The sequence below is a fragment of the Methylotenera sp. 1P/1 genome (genome assembly GCF_000384355.1).
Lineage (GTDB): Bacteria > Pseudomonadota > Gammaproteobacteria > Burkholderiales > Methylophilaceae > Methylophilus.
Genome location: NZ_ARWC01000001.1, coordinates 2,500,295 through 2,524,359 on the forward strand (window position 1 = coordinate 2,500,295; position 24,065 = coordinate 2,524,359).

At 46.8% G+C, this 24,065-nt stretch carries 18 protein-coding genes; 14 read left to right on the forward strand and 4 right to left on the reverse strand.

What is annotated here, in order from left to right; all coding sequences use genetic code 11:
• The first annotated feature begins 6 nt into the window (after positions 1-6).
• Genes purE through A3Q3_RS0112170 form a run of 3 tightly spaced genes read left to right on the forward strand, consistent with a single transcriptional unit; the run spans position 7 to position 2,517 of the window.
• Complete coding sequence (purE, locus tag A3Q3_RS0112160) at positions 7-507, forward strand: 5-(carboxyamino)imidazole ribonucleotide mutase (protein ID WP_020183865.1); 501 nt, start codon at positions 7-9, stop codon at positions 505-507.
• A complete protein-coding gene (locus tag A3Q3_RS0112165) occupies positions 504-1,664 on the forward strand; it encodes a 5-(carboxyamino)imidazole ribonucleotide synthase (protein WP_020183866.1) in 1,161 nt (386 codons plus the stop codon). Before purE ends, A3Q3_RS0112165 begins: the two co-directional genes overlap by 4 nt.
• A gap of 22 nt (positions 1,665-1,686) precedes the next feature.
• Positions 1,687-2,517 (forward strand): prohibitin family protein, encoded by an 831-nt coding sequence (locus A3Q3_RS0112170; RefSeq protein WP_020183867.1) that lies wholly within the window; start codon positions 1,687-1,689, stop codon positions 2,515-2,517.
• Between the two features lie 108 nt (positions 2,518-2,625).
• Here the strand turns inward: A3Q3_RS0112170 and rpsT are convergent, their stop codons facing one another.
• Positions 2,626-3,030 (reverse strand): 30S ribosomal protein S20, encoded by a 405-nt coding sequence (gene rpsT, locus A3Q3_RS14355; protein WP_020183868.1) that lies wholly within the window; start codon positions 3,028-3,030, stop codon positions 2,626-2,628.
• A 158-nt stretch (positions 3,031-3,188) separates the two neighbouring features.
• Between rpsT and murJ the strand changes: the two genes are divergently transcribed.
• The 6 genes from murJ to A3Q3_RS0112205 all read left to right on the forward strand — a co-directional run bounded on the left by murJ (position 3,189) and on the right by A3Q3_RS0112205 (position 10,360).
• The gene (murJ, locus tag A3Q3_RS0112180) at positions 3,189-4,733 is read left to right on the forward strand and encodes a murein biosynthesis integral membrane protein MurJ (protein ID WP_020183869.1); all 1,545 of its coding nucleotides are present in this window, start codon (positions 3,189-3,191) and stop codon (positions 4,731-4,733) included.
• Positions 4,734-4,808: 75 nt separating this feature from the next.
• Positions 4,809-5,711 (forward strand): bifunctional riboflavin kinase/FAD synthetase, encoded by a 903-nt coding sequence (locus tag A3Q3_RS0112185; RefSeq protein ID WP_020183870.1) that lies wholly within the window; start codon positions 4,809-4,811, stop codon positions 5,709-5,711.
• Between the two features lie 22 nt (positions 5,712-5,733).
• Complete coding sequence (ileS, locus tag A3Q3_RS0112190; RefSeq protein ID WP_020183871.1) at positions 5,734-8,604, forward strand: isoleucine--tRNA ligase; 2,871 nt, start codon at positions 5,734-5,736, stop codon at positions 8,602-8,604.
• Positions 8,597-9,061 carry a signal peptidase II gene (lspA, locus tag A3Q3_RS0112195; protein WP_020183872.1) on the forward strand — a complete coding sequence of 155 codons (465 nt, stop codon included), beginning with the start codon at positions 8,597-8,599 and terminating at the stop codon, positions 9,059-9,061. The genes ileS and lspA overlap by 8 nt, the downstream gene beginning before the upstream one ends.
• Before the next feature lie 42 nt (positions 9,062-9,103).
• Positions 9,104-9,760, forward strand: coding sequence for a sulfite oxidase-like oxidoreductase (locus tag A3Q3_RS0112200; protein ID WP_020183873.1), 657 nt, complete (start codon positions 9,104-9,106; stop codon positions 9,758-9,760).
• Between the two features lie 108 nt (positions 9,761-9,868).
• Positions 9,869-10,360, forward strand: a complete 492-nt coding sequence (locus A3Q3_RS0112205; protein ID WP_020183874.1) for a PEP-CTERM sorting domain-containing protein — start codon at positions 9,869-9,871, stop codon at positions 10,358-10,360.
• Positions 10,361-10,362: 2 nt separating this feature from the next.
• Here the strand turns inward: A3Q3_RS0112205 and A3Q3_RS0112210 are convergent, their stop codons facing one another.
• Positions 10,363-11,322 carry a DUF808 domain-containing protein gene (locus A3Q3_RS0112210; RefSeq protein ID WP_020183875.1) on the reverse strand — a complete coding sequence of 320 codons (960 nt, stop codon included), beginning with the start codon at positions 11,320-11,322 and terminating at the stop codon, positions 10,363-10,365.
• Between the two features lie 62 nt (positions 11,323-11,384).
• Here A3Q3_RS0112210 and A3Q3_RS0112215 point away from each other — a divergent pair, with 62 nt between their 5' ends.
• The 3 genes from A3Q3_RS0112215 to A3Q3_RS0112225 all read left to right on the forward strand — a co-directional run bounded on the left by A3Q3_RS0112215 (position 11,385) and on the right by A3Q3_RS0112225 (position 15,615).
• Positions 11,385-11,813 carry a DUF2946 domain-containing protein gene (locus tag A3Q3_RS0112215; protein ID WP_020183876.1) on the forward strand — a complete coding sequence of 143 codons (429 nt, stop codon included), beginning with the start codon at positions 11,385-11,387 and terminating at the stop codon, positions 11,811-11,813.
• A gap of 65 nt (positions 11,814-11,878) precedes the next feature.
• Positions 11,879-14,221, forward strand: coding sequence for a TonB-dependent receptor (locus tag A3Q3_RS0112220; protein WP_020183877.1), 2,343 nt, complete (start codon positions 11,879-11,881; stop codon positions 14,219-14,221).
• Positions 14,222-14,250: 29 nt separating this feature from the next.
• Positions 14,251-15,615 carry a PepSY domain-containing protein gene (locus tag A3Q3_RS0112225; protein WP_020183878.1) on the forward strand — a complete coding sequence of 455 codons (1,365 nt, stop codon included), beginning with the start codon at positions 14,251-14,253 and terminating at the stop codon, positions 15,613-15,615.
• A gap of 64 nt (positions 15,616-15,679) precedes the next feature.
• Here A3Q3_RS0112225 and A3Q3_RS0112230 read toward each other — a convergent pair whose 3' ends face one another.
• Positions 15,680-16,981: an HD-GYP domain-containing protein gene (locus tag A3Q3_RS0112230; protein WP_020183879.1), complete on the reverse strand. Its 1,302-nt coding sequence runs from the start codon at positions 16,979-16,981 to the stop codon at positions 15,680-15,682.
• Positions 16,971-19,988, reverse strand: a complete 3,018-nt coding sequence (locus A3Q3_RS0112235) for an EAL domain-containing protein (protein ID WP_020183880.1) — start codon at positions 19,986-19,988, stop codon at positions 16,971-16,973. The genes A3Q3_RS0112230 and A3Q3_RS0112235 overlap by 11 nt, the downstream gene beginning before the upstream one ends.
• A gap of 200 nt (positions 19,989-20,188) precedes the next feature.
• On the opposite strand from A3Q3_RS0112235, the gene A3Q3_RS0112240 reads away from it, so the two are divergent.
• A complete protein-coding gene (locus A3Q3_RS0112240) occupies positions 20,189-21,397 on the forward strand; it encodes an exo-alpha-sialidase (protein WP_232418424.1) in 1,209 nt (402 codons plus the stop codon).
• A gap of 53 nt (positions 21,398-21,450) precedes the next feature.
• Positions 21,451-24,036 carry an ATP-dependent chaperone ClpB gene (gene clpB / locus A3Q3_RS0112245; protein WP_020183882.1) on the forward strand — a complete coding sequence of 862 codons (2,586 nt, stop codon included), beginning with the start codon at positions 21,451-21,453 and terminating at the stop codon, positions 24,034-24,036.
• The last annotated feature ends 29 nt before the right edge of the window (positions 24,037-24,065 follow it).

Here is a 24,065-nt window from a genome sequence, read left to right on the forward strand (position 1 = left end):
AACAATATGGATAATAAACAAGCATTAGTAGCCATCATTATGGGCTCAGACAGCGATTGGCCAGTGATGAAAAATGCTGCGCAAATGTTGGCTGATTTTGGGGTGCCGTATGTGGCCAAGGTCGTATCTGCACATCGCACACCAGACTTGATGTTTACTTTTGCAGAAAATGCAGCCGGTTTGGGCTATCAGGTGATTATTGCTGGTGCTGGTGGTGCTGCGCACTTGCCAGGAATGGTTGCAGCCAAAACGACTTTACCCGTGTTAGGCGTACCCGTACCATCCAAACATTTACAAGGGCAGGATTCTTTACTCTCTATTGTACAAATGCCAAAAGGCATTCCGGTTGCAACTTTTGCGATTGGTGACGCAGGTGCAGCCAACGCAGGCTTATTTGCGATTTCTATGTTGGCCAATCATGACGCGACATTGGCCAGTAAATTGGCGCAATTTAGAGCAAAGCAATCAGAAAAAGTACATGCAATGGAGTTAAATGATCAACCATGAAGTCAGTAGAAGTTAAAAAAACAGGCGTGATTAACCCACCGGCTATGTTGGGTATGTTAGGTGGCGGTCAGTTGGGCCGCTTTTTTGTGATTGCAGCACACGAGATGGGCTACCAAGTGACCGTGCTGGATCCAGATCAAAATAGTCCGGCAGGCAACATTGCCGATGTGCATTTGTGTGCGAATTATGATGATGTTCATGCGCTTAAGCAAATGGCTGACACTTGCCAGGCGGTGACTACAGAGTTTGAAAATGTACCAGCGACTACACTAGAGCAGTTAACGCAAGCAACCACCGTGCACCCAAGCGCACAATCTGTGGCGATCGCACAAAACCGCGTGCTGGAAAAAAACTTTATCCGTGATGCGGGTTTGCCCGTAGCGCCGTTTGTGGTCATCCAACAGGTAGCTGACTTGCCGGCCGATGGTGATGCGATCTACCCTGCGATATTGAAAGTCGCGCGCTTTGGCTACGATGGCAAAGGCCAAGCGCGTGTCAAAAATCAAGCAGAAGCATTAGCTGCATTTGCCTCATTTAAGCAGGAGGTATGTGTATTGGAACATATGCTGCCGCTGGATTTGGAAGTATCTGTAGTGCTGGCGCGCGATGTGCATGGCAATATCGCTGCTTTCCCAACCGCTGAAAATAGCCATTTAAATGGTATTTTAGATGTGAGTATTGTGCCTGCGCGTTGCTCCGAAGTGATTAAAGCGAATGCGCAAGAGTTAGCCAAAAAACTGGCCAAAGAGCTAAATTATGTGGGCGTGCTAGGCGTAGAGTTTTTTGTGGTGGGCACACAGTTGCTGGTCAATGAGATTGCGCCGCGTCCGCATAATTCTGGGCATTACACCATTGATGCTTGTGTGACCAATCAGTTTGAACAGCAAGTACGTGTAACAGCCGGTTTGCCGTTGGGTGATGCGCATCTGCATAGTGAGGCTGTCATGGTCAATATTCTAGGGGATAGCTGGGTGGATGGTAAAAATCCAGATTGGCATAAAGCGTTTGCACACCCCAACCTAAAATTACATCTATATGGCAAACATGAGCCGCGTAAGGCTAGAAAAATGGGGCATTTTACGGTGATTGGCAAAGACAAAGAAGCAGTATTGAACGTGGCAAGGATTGCACGTGGCGCATTACATATCGGGGTTTAACACATTCTAACAGGGGGCAACAATGGCAATCATCAGTCCGAATCTTCAAGTAAGCGCATTTCCGAATGTCATTAAATATGTTGTGCTGGCGATAGTGGTGTTAGTGTTGCTGTCTTGGTTGAATCCTTTTGTTGTGATTAATGCCGGGCATCGCGGCGTGATTACGACCTTTGGTAAAGTGAATCAGACAGTACTAGAGGAAGGACTGCACTTCCGCATTCCTATCGTGCAGCAAGTGCGCGAGATTAATGTACAGATTCAAAAGGCGGAAGGTGATGGTGATGCAGCTTCACGCGATTTACAACAAGTGCACACCAAAATCGCATTGAATTACCATTTGATTCCTACTCGTGTGGCTGAGACGTTCCAATTGGTAGGCGATTTAAATTCTGTAGGCGACCGCATTATTGTGCCAGCAGTGCAAGAAGCCTTTAAAGCCACCACCGCAAAATATACAGCGGAAGAACTTATCAGTAAACGTCCAGAGGTGCGTGACCAAATCAGTCAATTTATGAAAGATCGACTATTGCGACACGGCATTGCGATTGATGAGTTCAGTATCGTGAATTTCCGCTTCTCAGAAAGTTTTAATCAGGCGATTGAAGGCAAGACCACGGCGGATCAGCTGAAATTAAAAGCTGAGCGCGATTTAGAGCGCATCAAAGTTGAAGCTGAGCAAAAGATTGCATCTGCAAAAGCAGAGGCGGAATCGTTAAGATTGCAAAAACAAGAGATCACACCAGGCTTGCTGAAACTGCGTGAAATTGAAAATCAAAGGTTAGCGTTGGAGAAGTGGAACGGGCAGTTGCCACAAGTCACCGGTGGCTCTGTGCCGCTGATTAATATTAAGTGAGCTGATTCTTCTCATTGGCTCGAATATCGAACGCTTAATTGAGCATAATAAAAAAGCCGAACATTTGTTCGGCTTTTTTGAGTCTGGTTGTTTAATCCCAGTGCTACATTACTCAGCTTTTGCTTTTTTTGGTTTAGCAGCGGCTTTTGGTTTTGCTTCAGCTTTTGGCTTAGCCGCCGCTTTAGCTGGTTTTGCGGCAGCTTTAGGCGCTACCGCTTTTTTAACAGAAGCCAAAGTCACAGATGCGTCACCGGCTAATGCTTTGATTGCAGCAGTTAAACGGCTCTTATGACGAGCAGCTTTATTTTTATGAATGATTTTTTTATCGGCAATGCGATCAATGATGCCAACATTCTCTTGGTATGAAGCTACTGCAGCAGCTTTATCACCTGTTTCAATCGCTTTAATCACTTTTTTAATTGCAGTACGCAAAGTAGAACGCAACGCTGCGTTGTGCGCATTCACTTTTACGGACTGGCGCGCGCGTTTGCGTGCTTGTGCGGTATTTGCCATGTTTGATTATCCTAATGCTGTAAGGGTATAAATACGAAACCGTGCATAATAATGTTTTTGTGTTTGTTTTGCAAGGTTTAATTATGTTTCTGCATGCAGCAACAAAGCCTAGCATGATAAAATCTCGCCATTAAAATAATTATCCATTCCATCTCTTCATGAACTTGCTCAAAGTCCTCGCCAAAGTAGGGAGTATGACGTTTGTCTCGCGCATTTTAGGCTTTGTGCGTGACACGCTGATTGCGCGTGCTTTTGGTGCGAGCATGCTGAGCGATGCGTTTATTGTAGCGTTTAAAATTCCCAATCTATTGCGGCGTATTTCAGCAGAGGGCGCATTCAGTCAGGCTTTTGTGCCTATTTTGGGGGAATATAAAACGCAGCGGGGGTTTGATGAAACGCATGCACTTATCAATCGGGTGGCCACTTGGCTAGGTCTGATTTTGGTGGTGGTGACGTTGCTGGGTATGTTAGCCGCACCGTTTATCGTGACATTGATTGCGCCTGGTTTTCAAGCCAACCCAGTCAAAATGCAACTGACGATTGAGCTGTTGAGAATTACCTTCCCTTATATCTTTTTTATCTCGCTGGTCTCGATGGCGGGTGGCGTGCTGAATACCTACAATAAATTTGGTATCCCCGCATTTACACCAGTATGGCTCAATGTATCTATGATTGCGGCGGTATTGTTCTTTGCCGATTACTTTGCAGAACCCATCAAAGCATTGGCATGGGCCGTGTTTGTGGGTGGCTTTTTACAACTGATATTTCAAATCCCATTTTTAAAACAAATTGGCTTATTACCCCGCTTGGACTTTAAGCGAGACGATGAGGGTGTCTGGCGCATATTGAAACTGATGGGACCTGCGTTGTTAGGCGTGTCTGTGGCGCAAATCTCATTGATTTTAAATACCATTTTTGCTTCGTTCTTGGCCACGGGCAGTGTGAGCTGGCTGTATTATGCAGATCGTCTGATGGAGTTCCCGACAGGGGTGTTGGGCGTTGCGTTGGGTACCATTTTATTGCCTAGTTTATCTAAAGCCTATGCCAGCAAAAACGAAAGTGAGTATGGCCAGCTATTGGATTGGGGTCTGCGGCTCACTTTTATTTTGGCGGCGCCAGCTGCAGTTGCACTTGCAATACTGGCAACGCCACTGGTCTGCACGTTATTTTATTACGGTAAATTTACGCCAACAGACGTTGCCATGACACAGCAAGCATTGATTGCCTATAGTGTTGGTTTACTGGGGATGATTCTAGTCAAGATTTTAGCGCCTGGTTTTTATGCACGGCAAAATATTAAAACACCCGTCAAAGTGGCTATTTTTACTTTGGTATTAACACAAGTCATGAATGTGATATTTGTCTATGTGTTGCATTTGAATCATGCAGGTTTGGCCCTTGCGCTTGGCTTGGGTGCCTGCGCAAACGCTGCATTGCTATATTACCATTTGCGCAAATCAAAGTTATATCAGCCCCAAGCTGGCTGGTGGGTGTTTTTATTCAAACTTGCTTTTGCTTTGGCAGTGATGGGCACAGTATTACATGTTGCAATGGGTGATGCTGCGACTTGGCTAGAGTTCAGTGTCATGAAACGGTTAATGCATTTGTCCTTATTAGTTGTGTTGGGCATGGGTGTCTATTTTGCGGTGTTATTTATCTTGGGTTTCCGCCCCAAAGATTTTTCGCGCAGAGCGCTCCATTAGCTTATGGACTTAACACATGGACTTAACACTACGGACTTAACCTAATACTACGGACTTAATCTCAGGCCATTCATTTTGCAAGTATTCAGACATTCACCTACCACGCATCCAGCACCATTGGCATTGGCCATTGGTAACTTTGATGGTTTGCATTTGGGGCATCAGGCGTTATTGGCTAAATTGGTAGAGACGGCGCGTCAGTATCAAATCACACCTGCCGTGATGACCTTTGAGCCGCATCCACGCGAGTTTTTTACGCCACATAATGCGCCTGCGCGTTTATCCTCAATGCGTGAAAAGCTGGAATGCTTTGAAGAAGTAGGTGTGGAAAAAGTGTTCGTATGCCGCTTTAATCAAGCGTTTGCAGCCATTACTGCAGAAGCGTTTATGCAGGATGTTTTGCGGCACGATTTAAATGCCAATACGATTTTGGTGGGCGGCGATTTTTGTTTTGGCGCCAAACGTCAGGGCACTACACAAAGTTTTATTGATAACGGCTTTCAATTGGTTGATTTTCCACCAGTGCAAGTGGCGGGCCAGCGCGTGTCCAGCACCCTAGTGCGGGAGGCTTTGGCGGCGGGTGATTTAATACGTGCTGAAGCTTTACTGGGCAGGCCTTACAGCATTAGTGGCAAAGTGGTGCATGGCGCAAAACTCGGGCGCCAGTTGGGCTACCCCACGGCCAATGTGCATATGCGTCACGAACGGCCTGCATTAACCGGGGTTTATGCGGTAAAATTAGACGGTTTGAATGGCGTTGCTAATTTGGGTGTGCGGCCTACCATTGGCGGTGTGCCAAAGTTGATGTTGGAAGTATATGTCTTTGATTTTGATGGTAATTTGTATGATCGCCATGTGCATGTACAGTTTTTCCATAAAATCCGCGATGAAATGAAGTTTGAAAGTTTAGATGCACTCAAGGCACAAATTGCGCGGGATGCAAGCGCTGCAAAAGATTATTTTAAAAACCGTAGTTAAGAATATAGTTAAGAATTAAGTCATGACTGACAACAAAGATACCAAATACAAACTCAACTTACCGGAAACCAGTTTCCCCATGCGCGGCGATCTCGCCAAACGTGAACCGGCATGGCTGGCGCAGTGGCAAGCAAAAAAGCTGTATGAAAAAATCAGAACAGCGCGCAAGGGTGCAAAAAAATTCATTCTGCATGATGGCCCGCCGTACGCGAATGGTGATATTCACATTGGTCATGCCGTCAATAAAATCCTGAAAGACATCATTGTTAAATCCAAAACCATGAGTGGTTTTGATGCGCCTTATGTACCAGGCTGGGATTGTCACGGGTTACCCATTGAGTTGGTGGTGGAAAAAGCGCATGGCAAAAATATTGAGCCAGCCAAGTTCCGCGAGCTTTGCCGTGCTTATGCGGCTGAACAAGTGGAAAGACAAAAAAAGGATTTCGTGCGTTTGGGGGTGTTGGGTGATTGGGATCATCCTTACCTGACCATGGATTTTAAGACCGAAGCCGACATCATGCGTGCTTTGGGCAATATCTATCAAAACGGCTATCTCTATCAAGGCAGCAAGCCCGTGCATTGGTGTGTAGATTGTGGCTCTGCCTTGGCTGAGGCCGAGGTTGAGTATGAAGATGTGAATTCACCCGCGATTGACGTGGGGTTTAAAGTGGCAGACACCGCAGCTTTAAGCAAAGCGTTTGGTGTGGAAGTGACAGATGATGCATTTGCAGTGATCTGGACAACGACGCCTTGGACATTGCCGGCGAATCAGGCGGTTAGTGTGCATCCTGAATTGACATATGACTTAGTGCAGACGAGTAAAGGCTTATTGATACTGGTACATGAGTTAGTGGAAGCGACACTCAAGCGTTATGGCGAAGAGAATACACAAGTATTGGCAAGCACCATAGGCGCGACTTTGAAGGGCTTGTTGCTACAACACCCGTTCGATAACCGCCAAGTGCCTATCATTACTGGCGACCATGTGACGACTGAAGCCGGTACTGGCTTAGTCCACACCGCTGCTGCACACGGTAACGACGACTGGCTGGTGATGCGTGCCAATTTCCCCAATGAAAAACCACGCGTATTGATTGGTGGCGATGGTAAATTCTTTACCAGTGATTTGGTCGAGTTTGCGGAAATTCGTGGCTTAAGTCGCCAAGAAGCGAACAAAGTGATTTTGGCCAAGATGCAAGAGAATGGCACCTTGTTGGCCAGTGCACGTTTGAATCACAGTTTTCCACATTGCTGGCGCCATAAAACGCCGTTGATGCAATTGGCCACACACCAATGGTTTATGTCTATGGATAGGCCGGTGGAACCAACAGACCCTAATAATTCATATAGCATGTTCCACGGTATAGACACGTTGCGAAGAAGAGCAAATAACGCAGTGGATGCGACTGAATTTTTCCCAAGTTGGGGACGCGCACGCTTAGAGGCGATGATTAAAAACCGTCCGGATTGGTGTGTATCGCGCCAGCGTAACTGGGGCGTACCGATGCCATTATTTGTGCATAAAGAAACAGGCGAATTGCATCCGCAAACGCCAGCGCTGCTAGAAAAAGCCTGCTTACAGGTTGAGCAGCAAGGGGTTGAGGCTTGGTTTAGCCTGGATGGCGCCGCTTTCTTAAACGCCAACGCGCCAGAGAATGCAGATCAGTACAAAAAAGTAACGGATACTTTAGACGTCTGGTTCGATTCTGGCTCCACGCATGCTGCGGTATTAAAGCGTCGCCCCGAATTGCAGTTCCCAGCTGATTTATATCTCGAAGGTTCAGATCAGCATCGCGGCTGGTTCCAATCTAGTTTACTGACGGGTTGTGCCATTGATGGCCGTGCGCCGTATCACGCATTGCTAACGCATGGCTTTGTGGTGGATGGCGCTGGTCACAAAATGAGTAAATCTAAAGGTAACGTAGTCGCGCCGCAAAAAGTAATGGATACCTATGGTGCAGATATTCTACGTTTATGGGTGGCCAGCACGGACTACTCAGGCGAGTTAACGATTTCTGATGAAATCTTAAAACGTGTGGCAGATAGCTATCGTAAGATTCGGAATACCTTACGCTTCTTATTAGCGAATGTGGCTGATTTTGATGCAAGCACACAGTCCGTATCCTATGAACACTTATTAGAAATTGACCGTTATGCGCTAGGTTTATTGAGCGAGCTTTCCAACACCTGTCATGGCGCATACGACGTGTATGAGTTGCATCGCGTGGCGCAAGCCTTGCAGCATTTCTGTGCCGAAGATTTGGGGGCCTTCTATTTAGATATTCTGAAAGACCGTCTGTATACCAATGCAGAAAATTCGCATGACCGACGTGCAGCGCAAACCGTGCTGTTAAAAATCACACAAGTGTTAGCTGGCTTGATGGCGCCTATTTTGAGCTACACCGCAGAAGAAATTTGGCAAACGCTGACACCTAATACCGAAGACTTTGTAGTGTTACACAATTGGGCAGATAGCCAAGATGTGATTAGTGCGACACAGCATGCCGACTATGTTGTATTAAAGACAAAATGGGATGCTATACGTGCACTGCGTGCGCAAGCGGCAAAAGAGATCGAAGTGTTGCGTGGTGCAGGGCAGGTTGGGTCGTCATTACAAGCTGAACTTGATTTCAATGTGACTGCAACAGACTTTGATGCGTTGACTAGCTTAGGTGAGGATTTGCGTTTTGTGACAATCACTTCCGCAGCAAACGTGTATAAAGTAGCAACTGACGCTGAACAAGCAATACTGGTCAAACCAAGCCAGCATACCAAGTGTGAGCGTTGCTGGCATTATGTGGCCGACGTAGGCAGTCATGCTGATCATCCCACCATTTGTGGTCGTTGCGTAAGCAATATCTCTGGCAAATCACAGTCACGTAAATATGCATAAATGGCTAAGTGTTAGCGCGGTGGTGATTGCGTTGGATTTATATACCAAGCACTTGGTGCAGCAAGCGTTTGCCTATGGTGAGCATCTAGCAGTGACGCCATTTTTTGATTTGGTGCGTTACCATAATGAAGGCGCTGCTTTCAGCTTTTTGGCAGATGCGGGTGGCTGGCAGAAGTGGTTTTTTACTGCAATTTCTGTCGTGGCGTCTGTCGTCATTGTCTATCTGTTAAAAAAGAATGCGAACAACAAACTTTTTTGCTGGGGGCTGGCCTTAGTATTAGGTGGCGCATTAGGTAATTTATATGACCGCATTACGCTAGGCTATGTAGTTGATTTTCTGTATTTTTACTATCAACAGTTTGCATGGCCGGCATTTAATGTAGCCGATAGTGCTATTTGTGTAGGTGTGGGGATTTTGCTGCTAGACAGCGTTGTTAACAATAAAACACAACAATAAGAATATTGCTAGGCTCGTACCAGGCGAGCCAAAAGGGGTGATATGCCGGATTGGAAAAAACTGATTGAAGGTAAGATCGCGCTAGCCAAAAAAGGCCGGTTGCTGGGGAACAAAACCAGCAAGCCTAGTGAAAATGCACGTATTCCATCAGGTCAAAAGCAAGTCACTAACTTTCCCGTACTTGATTTGGGCATTCGCCCCAATCTCAACACCACTAACTGGTCGCTGCGCATCTATGGCTTGGTTGAGCATGAGCTGAACCTAAAATGGATGGATTTCCGCGATCTGCCGCAAATTAAAGATACCTCAGACTTTCACTGTGTGACACGCTGGAGCCAATTAGATATGGATTGGGAAGGCGTTTCTGCGCGCGAGTTGTTGATGCAGGCGAATCCGCTGCCGAATGCCAAATTTGTTACCTTGCATAGTTACGATGGCTATACCACTAACCTACCGCTGGAAGCTTTGCTGGACGATGATGTCATCATCGCGCATAGTGTATTTGGCAAATCGCTCACTGCAGAGCATGGCGGGCCGGTGCGTATGGTGGTACCAAAACGCTATGCCTGGAAAAGCGCAAAATGGCTAAAAAGTATTGAGTTGCATGAATTTGACCGCCCCGGTTTTTGGGAAGTGCGCGGCTATCACAATGATGCGTTTCCATTTTTAGAGCAGCGCTTTACGGATGACGATTATTAGTTGACGGTTTTGTGACAAGAAACTGCAAATCTTAGTCTGATTGGCGCATGGATTGATGTGTGTAGCGTAGGTAATATCAGAGGCTGTTTTGTCTTAAAGTCTCATGCCATGAAAGCTGTTTCCAAACTTGTTTTTGTTGTTGCTATGACAATCTTTCCTGCCATCGCAACAGCTTCTATTGAAACATTGAGCCTTAGCTGCTCTTCTAATTTGGTAGTGTCCACAGAAAATGGCTATCAAGCAAACTGTGATGGAGATTTTATCTTTTACAGTGGTACGTTGAGGGATGATATATCTATTAGACTATTTTCTCTTGGGATGTTGAATATCAAGTCAAATGTTAGTCTGATTGCGCCGTTAATCGAGCTGTCTGGATCGTCTGGTTTTATAGAGTCAGGTGCTATCTTAGATGCAGGTTATACTGGTTTGCCAAATAACAATCCTGAAATTCTGATACCTCATGTGGGTGTTATCAAAGACCCTTTTATCCTATCTCAAGATTCCCTTATTCTATCTCAAGTCCCCGAGCCTACTAATTTAAGTATGCTAGCGCTGGGGTTGTTGGGTGTCAGCTTAGTTGCTCGCCGTAAGGCTAAATAGCACTAAGCTTTGCTCGGTATTAACTTCTTACCCAACTCAAATAACGCAACACAAATCGCACCTACTTTTAAACCGATAATCCCATCAATGATGATCGGTGAAATTACTGACAACGCGCTTCCCACCACTGGTAGTGTTTGTAAATAACCTGAGATGTCCTCTGTGAAATGGTGAAGCACGGGGATACCATGGCCGATAATGCTGCCACCCACCATAAACATGGCGGCAGTACCTAAAATAGAGAGTAAGCGCATTAAGTACGGTGTGACTGCGAGCAGCTTTTCACCCACTTTGCGCTGCACTTGGCGATACACGCTTTGCCCTTTTTTCAGCATTAAATGCAAGCCTAAGTCATCTAACTTAACAATGCCTGCCACCAAGCCATATACGCCTACCGTCATAATGATAGCAATGGCCGAGACCACAGCCACTTGTTTACCAAAGCTGGCAGCAGCTACTGTGCCCAAGGCAATGACAATGATTTCTGCCGATAAAATAAAGTCGGTGGTAATGGCGCCTTTGATTTTTTCTTTTTCCAGCGCAACTAAATCTACGTTGGCATCTTCAACCGCATGCGCCAATGCGGATTGATGGGCTGCGTCTTCCTCTTTATGCAAGAATTTATGCGCGATTTTCTCAAATCCCTCAAAGCACAAAAATGCGCCACCAATCATTAACAGGGCTGGGATAATCCAATGAATGCCGAATTTAGCCGAGAAATAACTCAGTAATAAGGCTGTGGGGACTAAGATAAGTTTGTTGATAAATGAGCCTTTAGCCACGGCCCATACTACGGGTAATTCACGCTCTGCTGCCACGCCGGAGACTTGTTGGGCATTCAACGCCAGATCATCGCCCAATACGCCAGCGGTCTTCTTAGCCGCCACTTGGGTCATGACAGAAACGTCATCTAAAATCGTTGCAATGTCGTCTAAAAGTGCAAGTAAGCTACCAACGGCCATCATATTCCCAGGATTGATTATAGAAGTTTTGAATTTTACGCGACTAGGGCTAAAATGCGCGTATGTTGTCGCAAAAATTATTCCGCTGGATGCATCGTATCGCTTTGATCGCGATGATGTTTGCATCGCTGGCGCCTAGCGTATCGCACGCGCTGGCCGGGCAAGGCAGCACGAGCGGATTTTTGCAGGAAATTTGTAGCACCGGCGGCAAAAAACTATTTATTCAAGTAGTGACCACGCAAGGCAACACCTTGCAAGCTGGTTTGGATGTCAAACCAAGTAGTCAGCCAGCGTCTATCAGTCACCACCTTAATCATTGTCCGTTTTGCCATGCCGGCACTGCGGATGTTGCATTACCCAGTTTTAACCCAGCATTTGCACTGTATTTAGCAGCACAAGAAAAAGCCGTTCGCTTTGATTATGCTGCGCCAGTACAACTCCATTTTGTCCACACTGCGCATCCCACGCGCGCACCTCCCGTTTTACTCTAAAAATAAATCACTGCATTGCACCCGATGATTGTGGGTGCGTTTTATATTTTTTGGAGTAACACACCATGTTAAAACAACAAGGTTTAAACAAACAGATTTTAACGGCCGTATTAGCAGTGCTACCGGCGCTGGCATATGCCGACCACAACGAAGCCATTGAATTAGATGATATTCACGTGACTGGCACCATTGATAGCCGGATCATCAAACATCCTGCAACGGTAGAGACATACACCAAGCAGCAGATTCAAGAGTCCGTCAATGCGACTACCTCGCAACAGACGCTCAAATACTTACCCAGTTTTCAGGTGCGTGAACGCTATATTGGTGATCGTAACGGGCCATTAGCCACACGTACTACAGGCACGCTCTCAAGCGCGCAAACCATGGTGTATGCCGATGGCATTTTGCTGTCCAATTTGTTGGGTAACTCGTTCAGCTTTCCGCCACGCTGGGGCATGGTCAGCCCAGAGGAAATTGAGAGTGTGAGCATTTTATACGGCCCATTTTCAGCGCTGTATGCGGGTAACTCGTTTGGCGGAGTGGTGAGCATGAACACCCGCATGCCGACCAAATTTGAGGCGCATGCCACAGCACAGGCATTTGCACAGAATTTTGAGTTGTACGGTACCGACAAAACCTTTAAGGGCAATCACGAGACCGCTTCATTTGGCGATAAAGCTAACGACTTGAGTTTTTGGCTAGGCGTAGACCGTTTGGAAAATGAGAGTCAGCCTATGCAGTTTGCCAATGCACTGCTATCGACCACTGCGCCTGCTGGTGCGCCGGTAGTGACAGGTGCTTATTCGGACCGCAATGAGAGAAACCAAAACAGAGTAACCTTTGGTGCGACGGGCATAGACCATACCGAACAACTGAATGTGAAGCTAAAGGCAGCATACGATATTAGCCCGACCGTACGTGCGACCTATACGTTGGGACTGTGGGATTTGGATAGCCGCACCGATGTGGACAGCTATATTAAAGATGCTGCGGGCAACCCGGTGTATAACGGGCGTGTCAGTGTTAATGGGCAGCGTTACGATATTTCAGGATTCAGTCCGGCGGAAGTGGAAGCTTTTCATGTAATGCAGGCCATTGATTTAAAAAGCAATACCAAAGGATTTTTTGACTGGAATCTGACGCTGTCTGACTACGATTATCAAAAAGATAAAAATAGCAGTGCAAATGCGCCTTCTACCGGCACAACTGCGGCGGGTAATCCTTATATCAATAAAATCGGCAGAGTGGTTGACCAAAGTGGCACTGGCTGGACAGTACTGGATGCGCGCGGCACATTGCGTCCTACGGATGGTAATGGTGACAAACATGAGATTGATGTGGGCTACCACGTTGACCTATATAAACTGGTCAGTGATACGAATAACACCGCGGATTGGTCTACTGGCAACAAGGGGACATTGAATGCAAGCTCGCGTGGTGAGACCCAAACGCAGGCGATTTATGCGCAAGATAAATGGCAATTGAATCCTGCATGGGCGGTGACGTTTGGCGGACGTTTTGAGCATTGGGAAGCTAATGATGGACGTAATCAAACGACGACTGGCACTGGCTTGCAAACTAGTCGCTATGCCGATAAGACTGACAATAAATTCTCGCCCAAGCTTTCCATTAGTTTTGAACCGATGCCAGAGTGGGGATTTAGAGCGGCATTTGGTCAGGCATTTCGCTTTCCAACGGTCAGTGAGTTGTATCAACAAATTACCACTGGTACTGCGCTAGTACAAAACAATCCGGATTTGAAGACGGAAGAAGTCATTTCAAGCGAGTTAACGGCAGAGCGCAGGTTTGCCACTGGCCTAGTGCGTGCCAGTTTCTTTCATGAGAATAAATATGATGCGCTCGTCTCGCAAACCACGACTAACGGTAACCCGGTTCCATTTGGCACCGGCACGTGTACAGCAGGGGCAGCGGGATGTACCTTTATTCAGAATATCGACCAAGTGCGTACTTACGGCGTGGAACTTGCCAGTGAGTGGCAGGACGTAGGCGTACATGGCTTGGATTTAATGGGTAGTGCCACGTTTACCCATGCTGAGATTGTGAAGAATGATGCCAACCCGCAGTTTGAAGGCAATAAGCCATTACGCATCCCAAGGGCGATGATCAAAGGCGTAGTTACTTACCACCAAGGCAGTAATATCTCCTATAGTTTGGCGGCGCGCTACAGTGGCAGGCAATATTTTTATCTAGATAATAGCGATAGCAACCCAGATGTGTTTGGCGGGGGTAGCAAATTTTTTATCATGGATGTGAAAGCCAATTACAAGTTCGATAAGCGTTGGACAGCTTCTGTTGGTGTGGACAATCTGAATAATTACAAAGCGTATATCTTTCACCCATATCCGCAACGTACCGGTTATGTGCAAGTAAAGTTTAATTACTAGCACGCAGCACACGCAGATTGGATGACATCATGAAGCTACGTCGCTGGCCGGCCCATCAAATTGTTTGGCGCTGGCATTTTTATGCAGGATTATTCTGCATCCCTTTTATGCTGTTGCTGTCGGTCACTGGCGGCATCTATCTATTTAAGCCGCAGGTAGAAGCTGCGCTGGATGCGCCTTACGAGCATCTAGTCCTGACAGGGACTGCTGCGCTTGCGCATCAGCAGGTGCAGGCAGCACTAGAAGCTGTACCGGGCGCTGTGTTGCATGCCTATGAATTGCAGGCCAACCCGCAATCGGCAGTACGGGTGTTGGTCAAGCAAGGGGCTGTGATTTCACGCGTGTATGTGCATCCGCAGACTTTGCAAATACTCAATATTGCACGCGAGGATAGCAAGCTGATGCGCATTGTGCACGAGCTGCATGGCAATTTATTGCTAGGCGCGCGCGGATCTTACTTGGTAGAGCTGGCTGCCTCTTGGGCAATTGTCATGGTCATCACTGGCTTGTATTTATGGTGGCCCAAAGCAGGGCAGGGTCTGGCGGGTGTGGTCTATCCGCGCATGCGCAAGAGCAGCAGAGTGTTTTGGCGTGACCTGCATGGTGTGGTGGGATTTTGGATATCGTTCTTCACCTTGTTTTTATTGATTTCCGGGCTGCCATGGACCAAATCTTGGGGCGGCATGTTAAAAGAAATCCGGCAAATACAAACGATGCATGTCCAAATGGGGAACATCAAAATACAGCCCCAAGACTGGACGGTAGGTGGCGTAGCCGCTGGCGAACATGCAGCGCATGAAGGACATGCCATGCAGTCGCATGTGCACCACCATGCACAGGATTATCGCCTGTTGGATCCGCTGGTGGCTACGGTCGCACCATTGCAATTGACGCCGCCAGTGCTGGTTGCACCACCCTCTAATAAATCTGCAGATTGGACAGCGCGTTCTGATGCGCAGAATAGACCTTTGCGTGTGAATATCCGTTTTGATACCGTCGGTAACATGATTGAACGGAAAAACTTTGCTGACAAACCATGGTTGGACCGCGTGATTGGCATGGGTGTCGCCATACACGAAGGCCAATTATTCGGGTGGTTCAATCAGTTGCTAGGTGTGGTCACCGCTTTGGGCTTGGCGTTGCTCTCCGTGAGTGCAGTGGTGCTGTGGTGGAAGCGCTTAGCCAACGCTTCGCTATTCCGTACGTTGGGAGCGCCACCCAGTAGCCAACGTCCAGCACGCTTTGCTTGGGCAATGATCGCGGTAATGCTTAGTTTGGGTGTATTGCTACCGTTTTTTGGGCTATCGTTATTGCTGGTGTTGCTGATGGAGCGCTACGTCATGCCTTATTTTCCAATGCTGGCAAACTACCTTGGGCTACGTCAGGCCATATAAATAAAGGCTATCTTATTTGTTAGTAAGATAGCCTGTTGTTCGTACCAGAAATAGTAAAGCGAGTTTAAGCTGCCGCTGTTTCTGGCGCTTGATCCACAAAGTAACTGACCCGTTTACGCGGATTGATTTGCTTCAATACCTCGGCTGGGATTTGCGCATGTTTTAAGCAAGCAGTAATGTTGATATTCACTTCTTCACGTAAATCCACAATTACATCCTCTTCATCCTTGCCTTGTCTTGAATGTATTTTGACATAAGGTTTCAGCGGGTAATTGGGGTTAACGGAGACTACCGTTGCATATTGCTCATTAGACAGTTTGACAATGCTGCCTGGCGGATACACACCAAGAGATTTGATTAAGCGTTTGAGTAAATCTTCATCAAACTTGGAGCGTTGGTGTGCAAACATATAGGCCAACGCTTCATAAGGCGTTTTAGCCCCAGACATATTTTTAGGGTTGCATAGGCTGTCGTAATTATTGGCCAAGACAATGATCCTAGCCAGCGGATCCGTTTGTTCTGCCTTTAGCCCAGCAGGATAACCAGAGCCATCAGCCAGTTCATGATGTTGCAGTACAATTTTGGAGATTCTGGGCGAGAGGCCTATGGACTTGACCATGCGCGCACCAAATTCCGAATGCAATTGATAGTGGGCATGCTCGCCGTGGGTGAGCGGGTCTTTCTTCAATAAAATCTTATCGCTGACTTCTAGCTTGCCGATGTCGTGAAGAATAGCGGCCAACCCAAGCAGTTGCGCATCTTCTCTGGAGATTTCAATCGATTTTGCCAAAATCATCGATAGTACCGTGACATTGAGCGCGTGCTGATAATGCGCATCACTAGAGCGGTTGCCGTTGAGTGCATGAATAGCAATATCACCTTCGCACAGTGTGCTTTCCACAATGTCATTGACGAGTAGTGTCGCTTGTTCCAGGCACTGCTTGGAGGATGACAGGATATTGCGTTGAATATTTTTAATGGTATCACTGGCGACGACAAATTTTTTCTCACTTTCATCAATCGCATGGTGCAATTGTTTGTGCCGCAATAACTTTGCGTCAATCACAGGCTCAGTTGTTTCTGCCAGTACGGCAGACTCTTCGGCATGCGCTAGTGCTTGCTCCGCTGCCAGTACTGGTTTGATCAGATTTAAATTGGATTTGACAGGGAGCGGTGGGCAATCACTGCGTTTTGGATCATAACGTAGCGTTTTTAAACCAATGCCTTTGATTTTTTGAATTTGTTCTTCATTGTGTAATTTAAAGTTGCTTAGTGTAAATGGGTGATCCATCCATCCTAAATCCAGATGGACGTACAATCCAACTCGCAGTTGATTCACATCAATGGTGCAAGTACTAGTAGACATGGTAACTTCCTTTTTCTTCTTTATTTTTATTAATCAATAGCGAAAATTCATCTGCTGTAATGGGTTTGCTATAGAGGTAGCCTTGCGCCTCAATACATCCCATTTTTCTTAAAAACTGTACTTGCTCTGCGGTTTCTACTCCTTCTGCAATCACTGAAAAACCAAGGCTGTTGGCCATGGCATAAATAGCGCTGGCAATGGCCGCGTCGTCTAAATCATCGGGTAAATCACGTACAAAAGATCGGTCAATCTTCAACTTGTCTAAGGGTAGGCGTTTAAGGTTAGAGAGCGAAGAATAGCCGGTGCCAAAGTCATCAATAGCAAGGCGCACGCCCAAACTTTTAATGCGGTCAAAAGTGCTAATCACATGCTCGGTATTCTGCATGACCGTACTTTCGGTAATTTCTAACTCTAACATCGATGGCACGCAGTCTGAATGAATCAGCACACCGTAGACAGTATCGGCAAAATTACTTTGCATGATTTGAATGCCGGACACATTCACAGCAATCCGCTTCAGCGAGTTGCTGCCATCTATCCACTCTTTTGCGCGCATAGCCGCTTGTGTCAGTACCCATTCGCCTATCTGTAAAATAATGCCGGTCTCTTCTGCCAAAGGGATAAATTTGGCCGGTGAAACAAGACCATATTCCGGATGATTCCAACGCACCAGCGCTTCTGCGCCAATGATTTCCCCAGTCTGTAGAGAGACTTGCGGTTGGTAGTACACCTCAAACTGTTGGCGTTCTAATGCGCGCCGCAGTTGATTCTCAAGATTAAAGCGTTCCAGTACATCGGCACTGTGTTTTTTGGTGTAATAGCAATAGTTGTTTTTGCCCATGTTCTTGACTTGATACATGGCTATATCGGCCGCTTTAATCACACTGTCCACATCTTTGCCGTCGTCCGGATATAGCGAGATACCAATGCTAGCGCTGATATACAACTCTTTATTATCAATCAAAAACTCCGATTGCAGGGCGGTGAGAATACTCTTGGCTTTATGCGCAGCGTCGTCTATGTCATGCAAGTTATCCATCATGACAATAAACTCATCGCCGCCCAAACGGCCGACCACATCACTCTCGCGGATGGATTGTTTGATTCTGCGCGATACTTCAAACAACAACTGATCGCCTACCGGATGCCCCAGACTATCGTTAATAGCTTTGAAGCGATCCAGATCAATAAACAGCAACGCAATTTGGCGTGACTCGCGTTCTGCGCGTTTAATGGCGTGTTCCAATAACTCGTTGATGAGTCGCCGATTTGGCAAACCGGTGAGTGGGTCATGATTCACCAACTCGTAAAGTTTGTTTTGTGACTGCTTCACCTCGGTGACGTCAGCAAACACCCCCACGTAATTGGTAATCTGGTGCTCGTGGTTTTTGACGACAGTAATGGTCAGCCACTCATGATATTCCTCACCGTTTTTGCGATGGTTAATCACTTCGCCGCACCATTTGCCTTCACTAGATAGGCTTTTCCACAAATCGTGTTTGCCTTGCTGAAATACAATCGGCGTAGCACCCAAAATCTCTTCTTCACTATAGCCGGTAATATCGCTAAAGCCTTTATTGATACCAATGATGCTGCCGTTGGTGTCAATAATCATAATGCCTTCGCTCGCACTATCAAACGCAATTTTAGCCAAATTTAAGCTACGGCCAGTGTGTTCCCGCTGAATGGCTACGCTGAGCGAGCGGCCTATTGCCATTAGAGAGCCTAGTTCTTGCGAGCTGGTTTTGTCTGTATCGTAACAACGTTCAATGATGATATTGCCCCACCACTGATGCTCCACAAACAGCGGGACAATCGCAATGCAGATGCTGTCGTGTTGCTTCAGTAGCTGACGCTCTGCTTTGGGTAAATCGCTCATCTCGCTAAAGACCGGATTGCCTTTTTGCAGAATCTCTTTCCAGCGGCCCAAGCGCGCATCGTCAAAATTAATGGCTTCCAGGTTGTTCACTGGTACCATAAATCCAGGGGTAGACCATTGATACAGTAGCTTGGAGTAAGTATCCGTGCTCTCGTCATATGGTATATTTTTAAGGATAGCAGCGCGCGTAAAGCGCAGTGCCAGACAAGATTGCTGCAATACGGTTTTAGCGACTGAGTGCCAAGAATCGGCAGAGTGTAATAACCAGTCGCAAGAAATCAGCGCATCCAGAATCGCGCTGCGGTTGTGCAATTGTTTTTCAATAAACTTCTGTTCGCTGATATCCTGGGCGTACATCACCAAATGCTGGCGTGAGGCATCACTGTTAAACGTGGCAATCTTGCTCACATCCAATGTTTTTTCAGAGCCTTGCGGTAAATAGATGATTTCCTCATTGCGATACGCTTTTTGTGTTCGCCAAGTCGTTTCATCGGATTTTTCTGAGTACTCAAACGCGGTTTTAAATACCGGGTGAATGCCAGATGCAATATCAAAATTAGTTTGATACGCGTAATCTTGCATGGGTATTTGGAATAAGCTGAGTAACTTTTGATTGGCGCGAAGCCAGCGATTGTTGCCATCTTTGATGCAAATGTAATCCGGACTGGTATCAATCACGGTTTGTAATAATTGCTCGGTTTGCCGTAGCTTAATTTCAGATAGCACTTGGCCGGTAGTATCGAACATATACAGCAATTGCAAGTGCTCTTGCTGATTCAGCAGATCAATCACATAGACTTTGAGGGTGCGCACTTGCCGTTCTAGGGCATATTGCAACGTGAATTCAGATTGCCGTTCCTTAATCTTTTCCAGCAGATGCTCCAGCATGCTGGTGGCTGGATGACGCTTGCGTGACTTGCTCGCAGGTTGGTCAAGATTAAAAATTCTACGTGCAAATGTGTTGGTGTAATTAATCGTGCCGTCATCTCTGAGCGTCATTACCGCCACTTCATGCAAGGCATCCAGCAATTGCCAAGCCAATGGCTGACCATCCTGTGGTATCGCCTCAGCGTCCACCGGCTTGACCTTGTCGGTTTGAATCTTGTGAATTTTCTTTGAATGCTGCACTGCTCACATTGCCTCGTTAGATTGCATACTGCAAGGCTGCTAGTTAGCAATGCCTTGACGCCCATTTTTTTGATACTTGATATAGATAGCTTAACGGTGCAATTTACATAAAACTTTAGGCTATGCATCGATAAAATTACACGATTTAAAAACGCACATTCCTCTAAAAAAAGCAGATGAAATGCGTTACCATATTGACCATGTATACATCAATCCTTATCCCAGTATTGGCGCTGTTTATGGCCGTGTTTTGCCATGTCGCTAATGCGCATGAAGCCCATACCCAATATCAAGCCAATCACCTTGCCATTAGCGTGACCATAGACCCACAGGGCCAGCTATGGCGGGCAAGTGTTAAAAACGGCTATGTGTGGGTAGATAAAAGTGCAGATTTAGGTAAGACTTTTGCTGCTGCGGTGAAAGTAAATCCGGTTGCCATGAAAGTCGCTGCGGATGGTGAAGCAAGACCTAAAATTGCGGTTTCTCCAGAAGGGTTTATCTATTTGAGTTGGACCGAATCACTCAAAGCGCCCTATGCTGGCTATATCTGGTTTGCGCGTTCTACCAGCCAAGGCAAGCAATTTGATGCGCCCATCATTGTGCATCAAGACCGTGCTGAGATTACGCATCGTTTTGATGCCTTGCATGTTGCACCCAATGGCCGTATTACGGTGACATGGGTAGATAAACGCGACTTACTGGCGGCAAAGGCTGCGAACAAACCGTATGAGGGCGCTGCCATTTACTATGCAGTATCTACCGATAAAGGCAGCTCTTTCCAAGTAGAACAAAAGTTAGCGGATAACAGTTGCGAATGCTGCCGTATTGCCACCACACACAAACCCGATGGCACGGTGGTTGCCTTATGGCGACATGTGTTTGAGGGGAGCGAGCGCGACCATATGATTGCAGAGATTCCTACACAAAAACAAACGGTTATGCCACATCGTGCAACGTTTGGACGTTGGAAAATCGACGGTTGCCCACATCATGGGGCAGCATTGGCCAGCGGTGGTGAGGGCGCTGATTGGTGGGGTTACCACATGGCTTATTTTGATGGTAACGATAAGAATCCTGGTTTGTATTACAGCCGCATGGATGGTACGGCATGGGTGTCTTCACCAGCCAAAAAGTTTGGCGATAATACCAAGCAAGCTGGACACCCGGCCGTGGTCAGTGTGGGTAAACAAGTATGGCTAGTATGGCGTGAAATCAAAGACGGCCAATACAGCATCTGGGGCATGCAGTCAGATGATGAGGGCAAGACATGGCAAGCCCCTAAGTCGTGGTTGACCAGCAGCCAGAAATTAGACTACCCCGTATTATTGGTGCATCGGCAGCGACCTTATTTAGCCTGCAATGGCGAACAGTTTGGATTAACCCTACTTTCATTGTTGACATCGTATTGAAAAATGCAAAAACCGCCCCACCTTAATAACAGACAAAGATTAAGGAGGCGATAATGCGTTTCGATAAGTTAACCACTAAATTCCAACAGGCCTTGGCCGATGCACAAAGCATTGCGCTGGGCGCCGATAATCCCACCATAGAAGCACAGCATTTATTGCTGGCCATGCTGAATCAAGATGACGCCAGTACTGGTGCGCTATTGGCGCGTGCTGGTGCGCAAGTCAATCCACTAAAAGCAGCGTTAAATCAATCCATTAGTAATTTACCTAAAGCCACAGAAGCCAATGGCGAAATTGCTATCTCTCGTGATTTAAACAACTTACTGAATGTGACAGACAAGCTCGCACAAAAGCGCAATGATGCATACATTGCCAGTGAGATGTTCTTATTAGCATTGGCCGAAGACAAAGGTGAGACGGGTAAGCTACTAAAATCTAATGGCCTGACCAAAGCGGCACTAGAAGCAGCGGTGCAAACGGTACGTGGCGATCACCATGTGGACAGCCAAGAAGCGGAAGGACAACGCGAAGCACTGAAAAAATACACCATGGATTTAACCGAGCGTGCACGCATGGGTAAGCTAGACCCAGTGATTGGCCGTGACGATGAGATTCGCCGTGCGATTCAAATTTTAGGCCGCCGTACCAAAAATAACCCCGTGTTGATAGGTGAACCAGGCGTCGGTAAAACTGCCATTGTTGAAGGCTTGGCGCAACGTATTGTGGATGGTGAAGTCCCTGATACCCTCAAAAACAAAAAAGTATTAAGCCTAGACATGGCCGCTTTATTGGCGGGTGCTAAATATCGTGGCGAGTTTGAAGAGCGCTTGAAATCCGTGCTCAAAGAGTTGGCACAAGATGAAGTCCAAACCATTGTTTTTATTGATGAAATTCATACTATGGTGGGCGCCGGTAAAGCGGAAGGTGCGATGGATGCTGGCAATATGCTCAAGCCTGCCTTGGCGCGCGGTGAGCTGCATTGCGTGGGCGCGACCACTTTGGATGAGTATCGCAAATACATCGAAAAAGATGCGGCGCTAGAACGCCGTTTCCAAAAAGTGCTGGTGGATGAACCTTCAGTAGAAGCCACTATTGCCATTTTGCGCGGCTTGCAAGAGAAGTACGAATTGCACCATGGCGTAGAGATTACCGACCCTGCGATTGTCGCAGCGGCGGAATTGTCACATCGTTATATCACCGACCGCTTTTTGCCAGACAAGGCCATTGATTTGATTGATGAGGCAGCCAGCCGCATCAAAATGGAAATCGACAGCAAGCCAGAAGTCATGGATAAGTTGGATAGACGCTTGATTCAATTGAAAATTGAGCGTGAAGCCGTGCGCCGTGAAAAAGACGAAGGTAGTAAAAAGCGTTTTGAGTTGATTGAAGAAGAAATCACCAAACTCGAAAGAGAGTATGCGGATTTAGAGGAAATCTGGAAAGCAGAAAAAGCGCAGGTACAAGGTTCTGCGCATATTAAAGAAGCCATTGAAAAGATTAAATTTGAGATGGAAGAAGCAACACGTAAAGGCGAATGGCAGATAGTATCGGAGCTGCAATATGGCAAATTACCAGCGTTAGAAGCACAGTTAAAACAAGCCTCTACCGCAGAAGCCAACGTGGGTGAAGTGAAACACAAAATGCTGCGTACCGAAGTCGGTGCTGATGAAATTGCCGAAGTGGTGAGCCGTGCCACAGGCATTCCTGTCAGCAAAATGTTGACGGGTGAGCGCGATAAATTGCTGACCATGGAAACCAAATTGCATGAGCGTGTAGTGGGGCAAGATGAAGCCGTGCGTTTGGTGTCGGATGCCATTCGACGCTCTCGCTCAGGTTTGGGCGATCCGAATCGCCCCTACGGCAGCTTTTTGTTTTTGGGCCCGACTGGTGTGGGTAAAACTGAGCTATGTAAAGCATTGGCTGGTTTCCTGTTCGATTCGGAAGACCATTTGATTCGTATCGACATGAGTGAGTTTATGGAGAAGCATTCTGTCGCACGTATGATTGGTGCGCCTCCTGGCTATGTGGGTTATGAAGAAGGCGGTACGCTGACCGAAGCGGTACGTCGCAAACCGTATTCCGTGATTTTGCTGGATGAGGTGGAAAAAGCGCACCCCGATGTATTCAATGTATTGCTACAAGTGTTGGATGATGGCCGTTTAACCGATGGCCAAGGCCGCACGGTAGATTTTAAAAATACCGTGATTATCATGACCAGCAACTTGGGTAGTCAGATGATCCAAAGCATGACCGGCGATGACTATCAACTGGTGAAACTGGCGGTGATGGGCGAAGTGAAAAGTCATTTCAGACCGGAGTTCGTTAACCGGATTGACGAAGTGGTGGTGTTCCACGCCCTAGGCGAAGCGCATGTGAAATCGATTGCCGGTATCCAGTTGCAATACTTGGCCAAACGCTTGAATGCAATGGATATGCAATTGACGGTGACTGATGCTGCCATGGCAGAAATCGCCAGTGCCGGCTTTGATCCGGTGTATGGAGCAAGACCATTGAAGCGTGCAATCCAGAGCGAAATCGAGAATCCATTGGCACGCGAAATTTTAAGTGGGAATTTTGTGGCCAAAGATACTGTCGTAGTAGATTGTAAGGCAGGAAAAATGATGTTCAGCAAAGGTTAAGCCACACGCAGTAACCACATAGGGGTGAT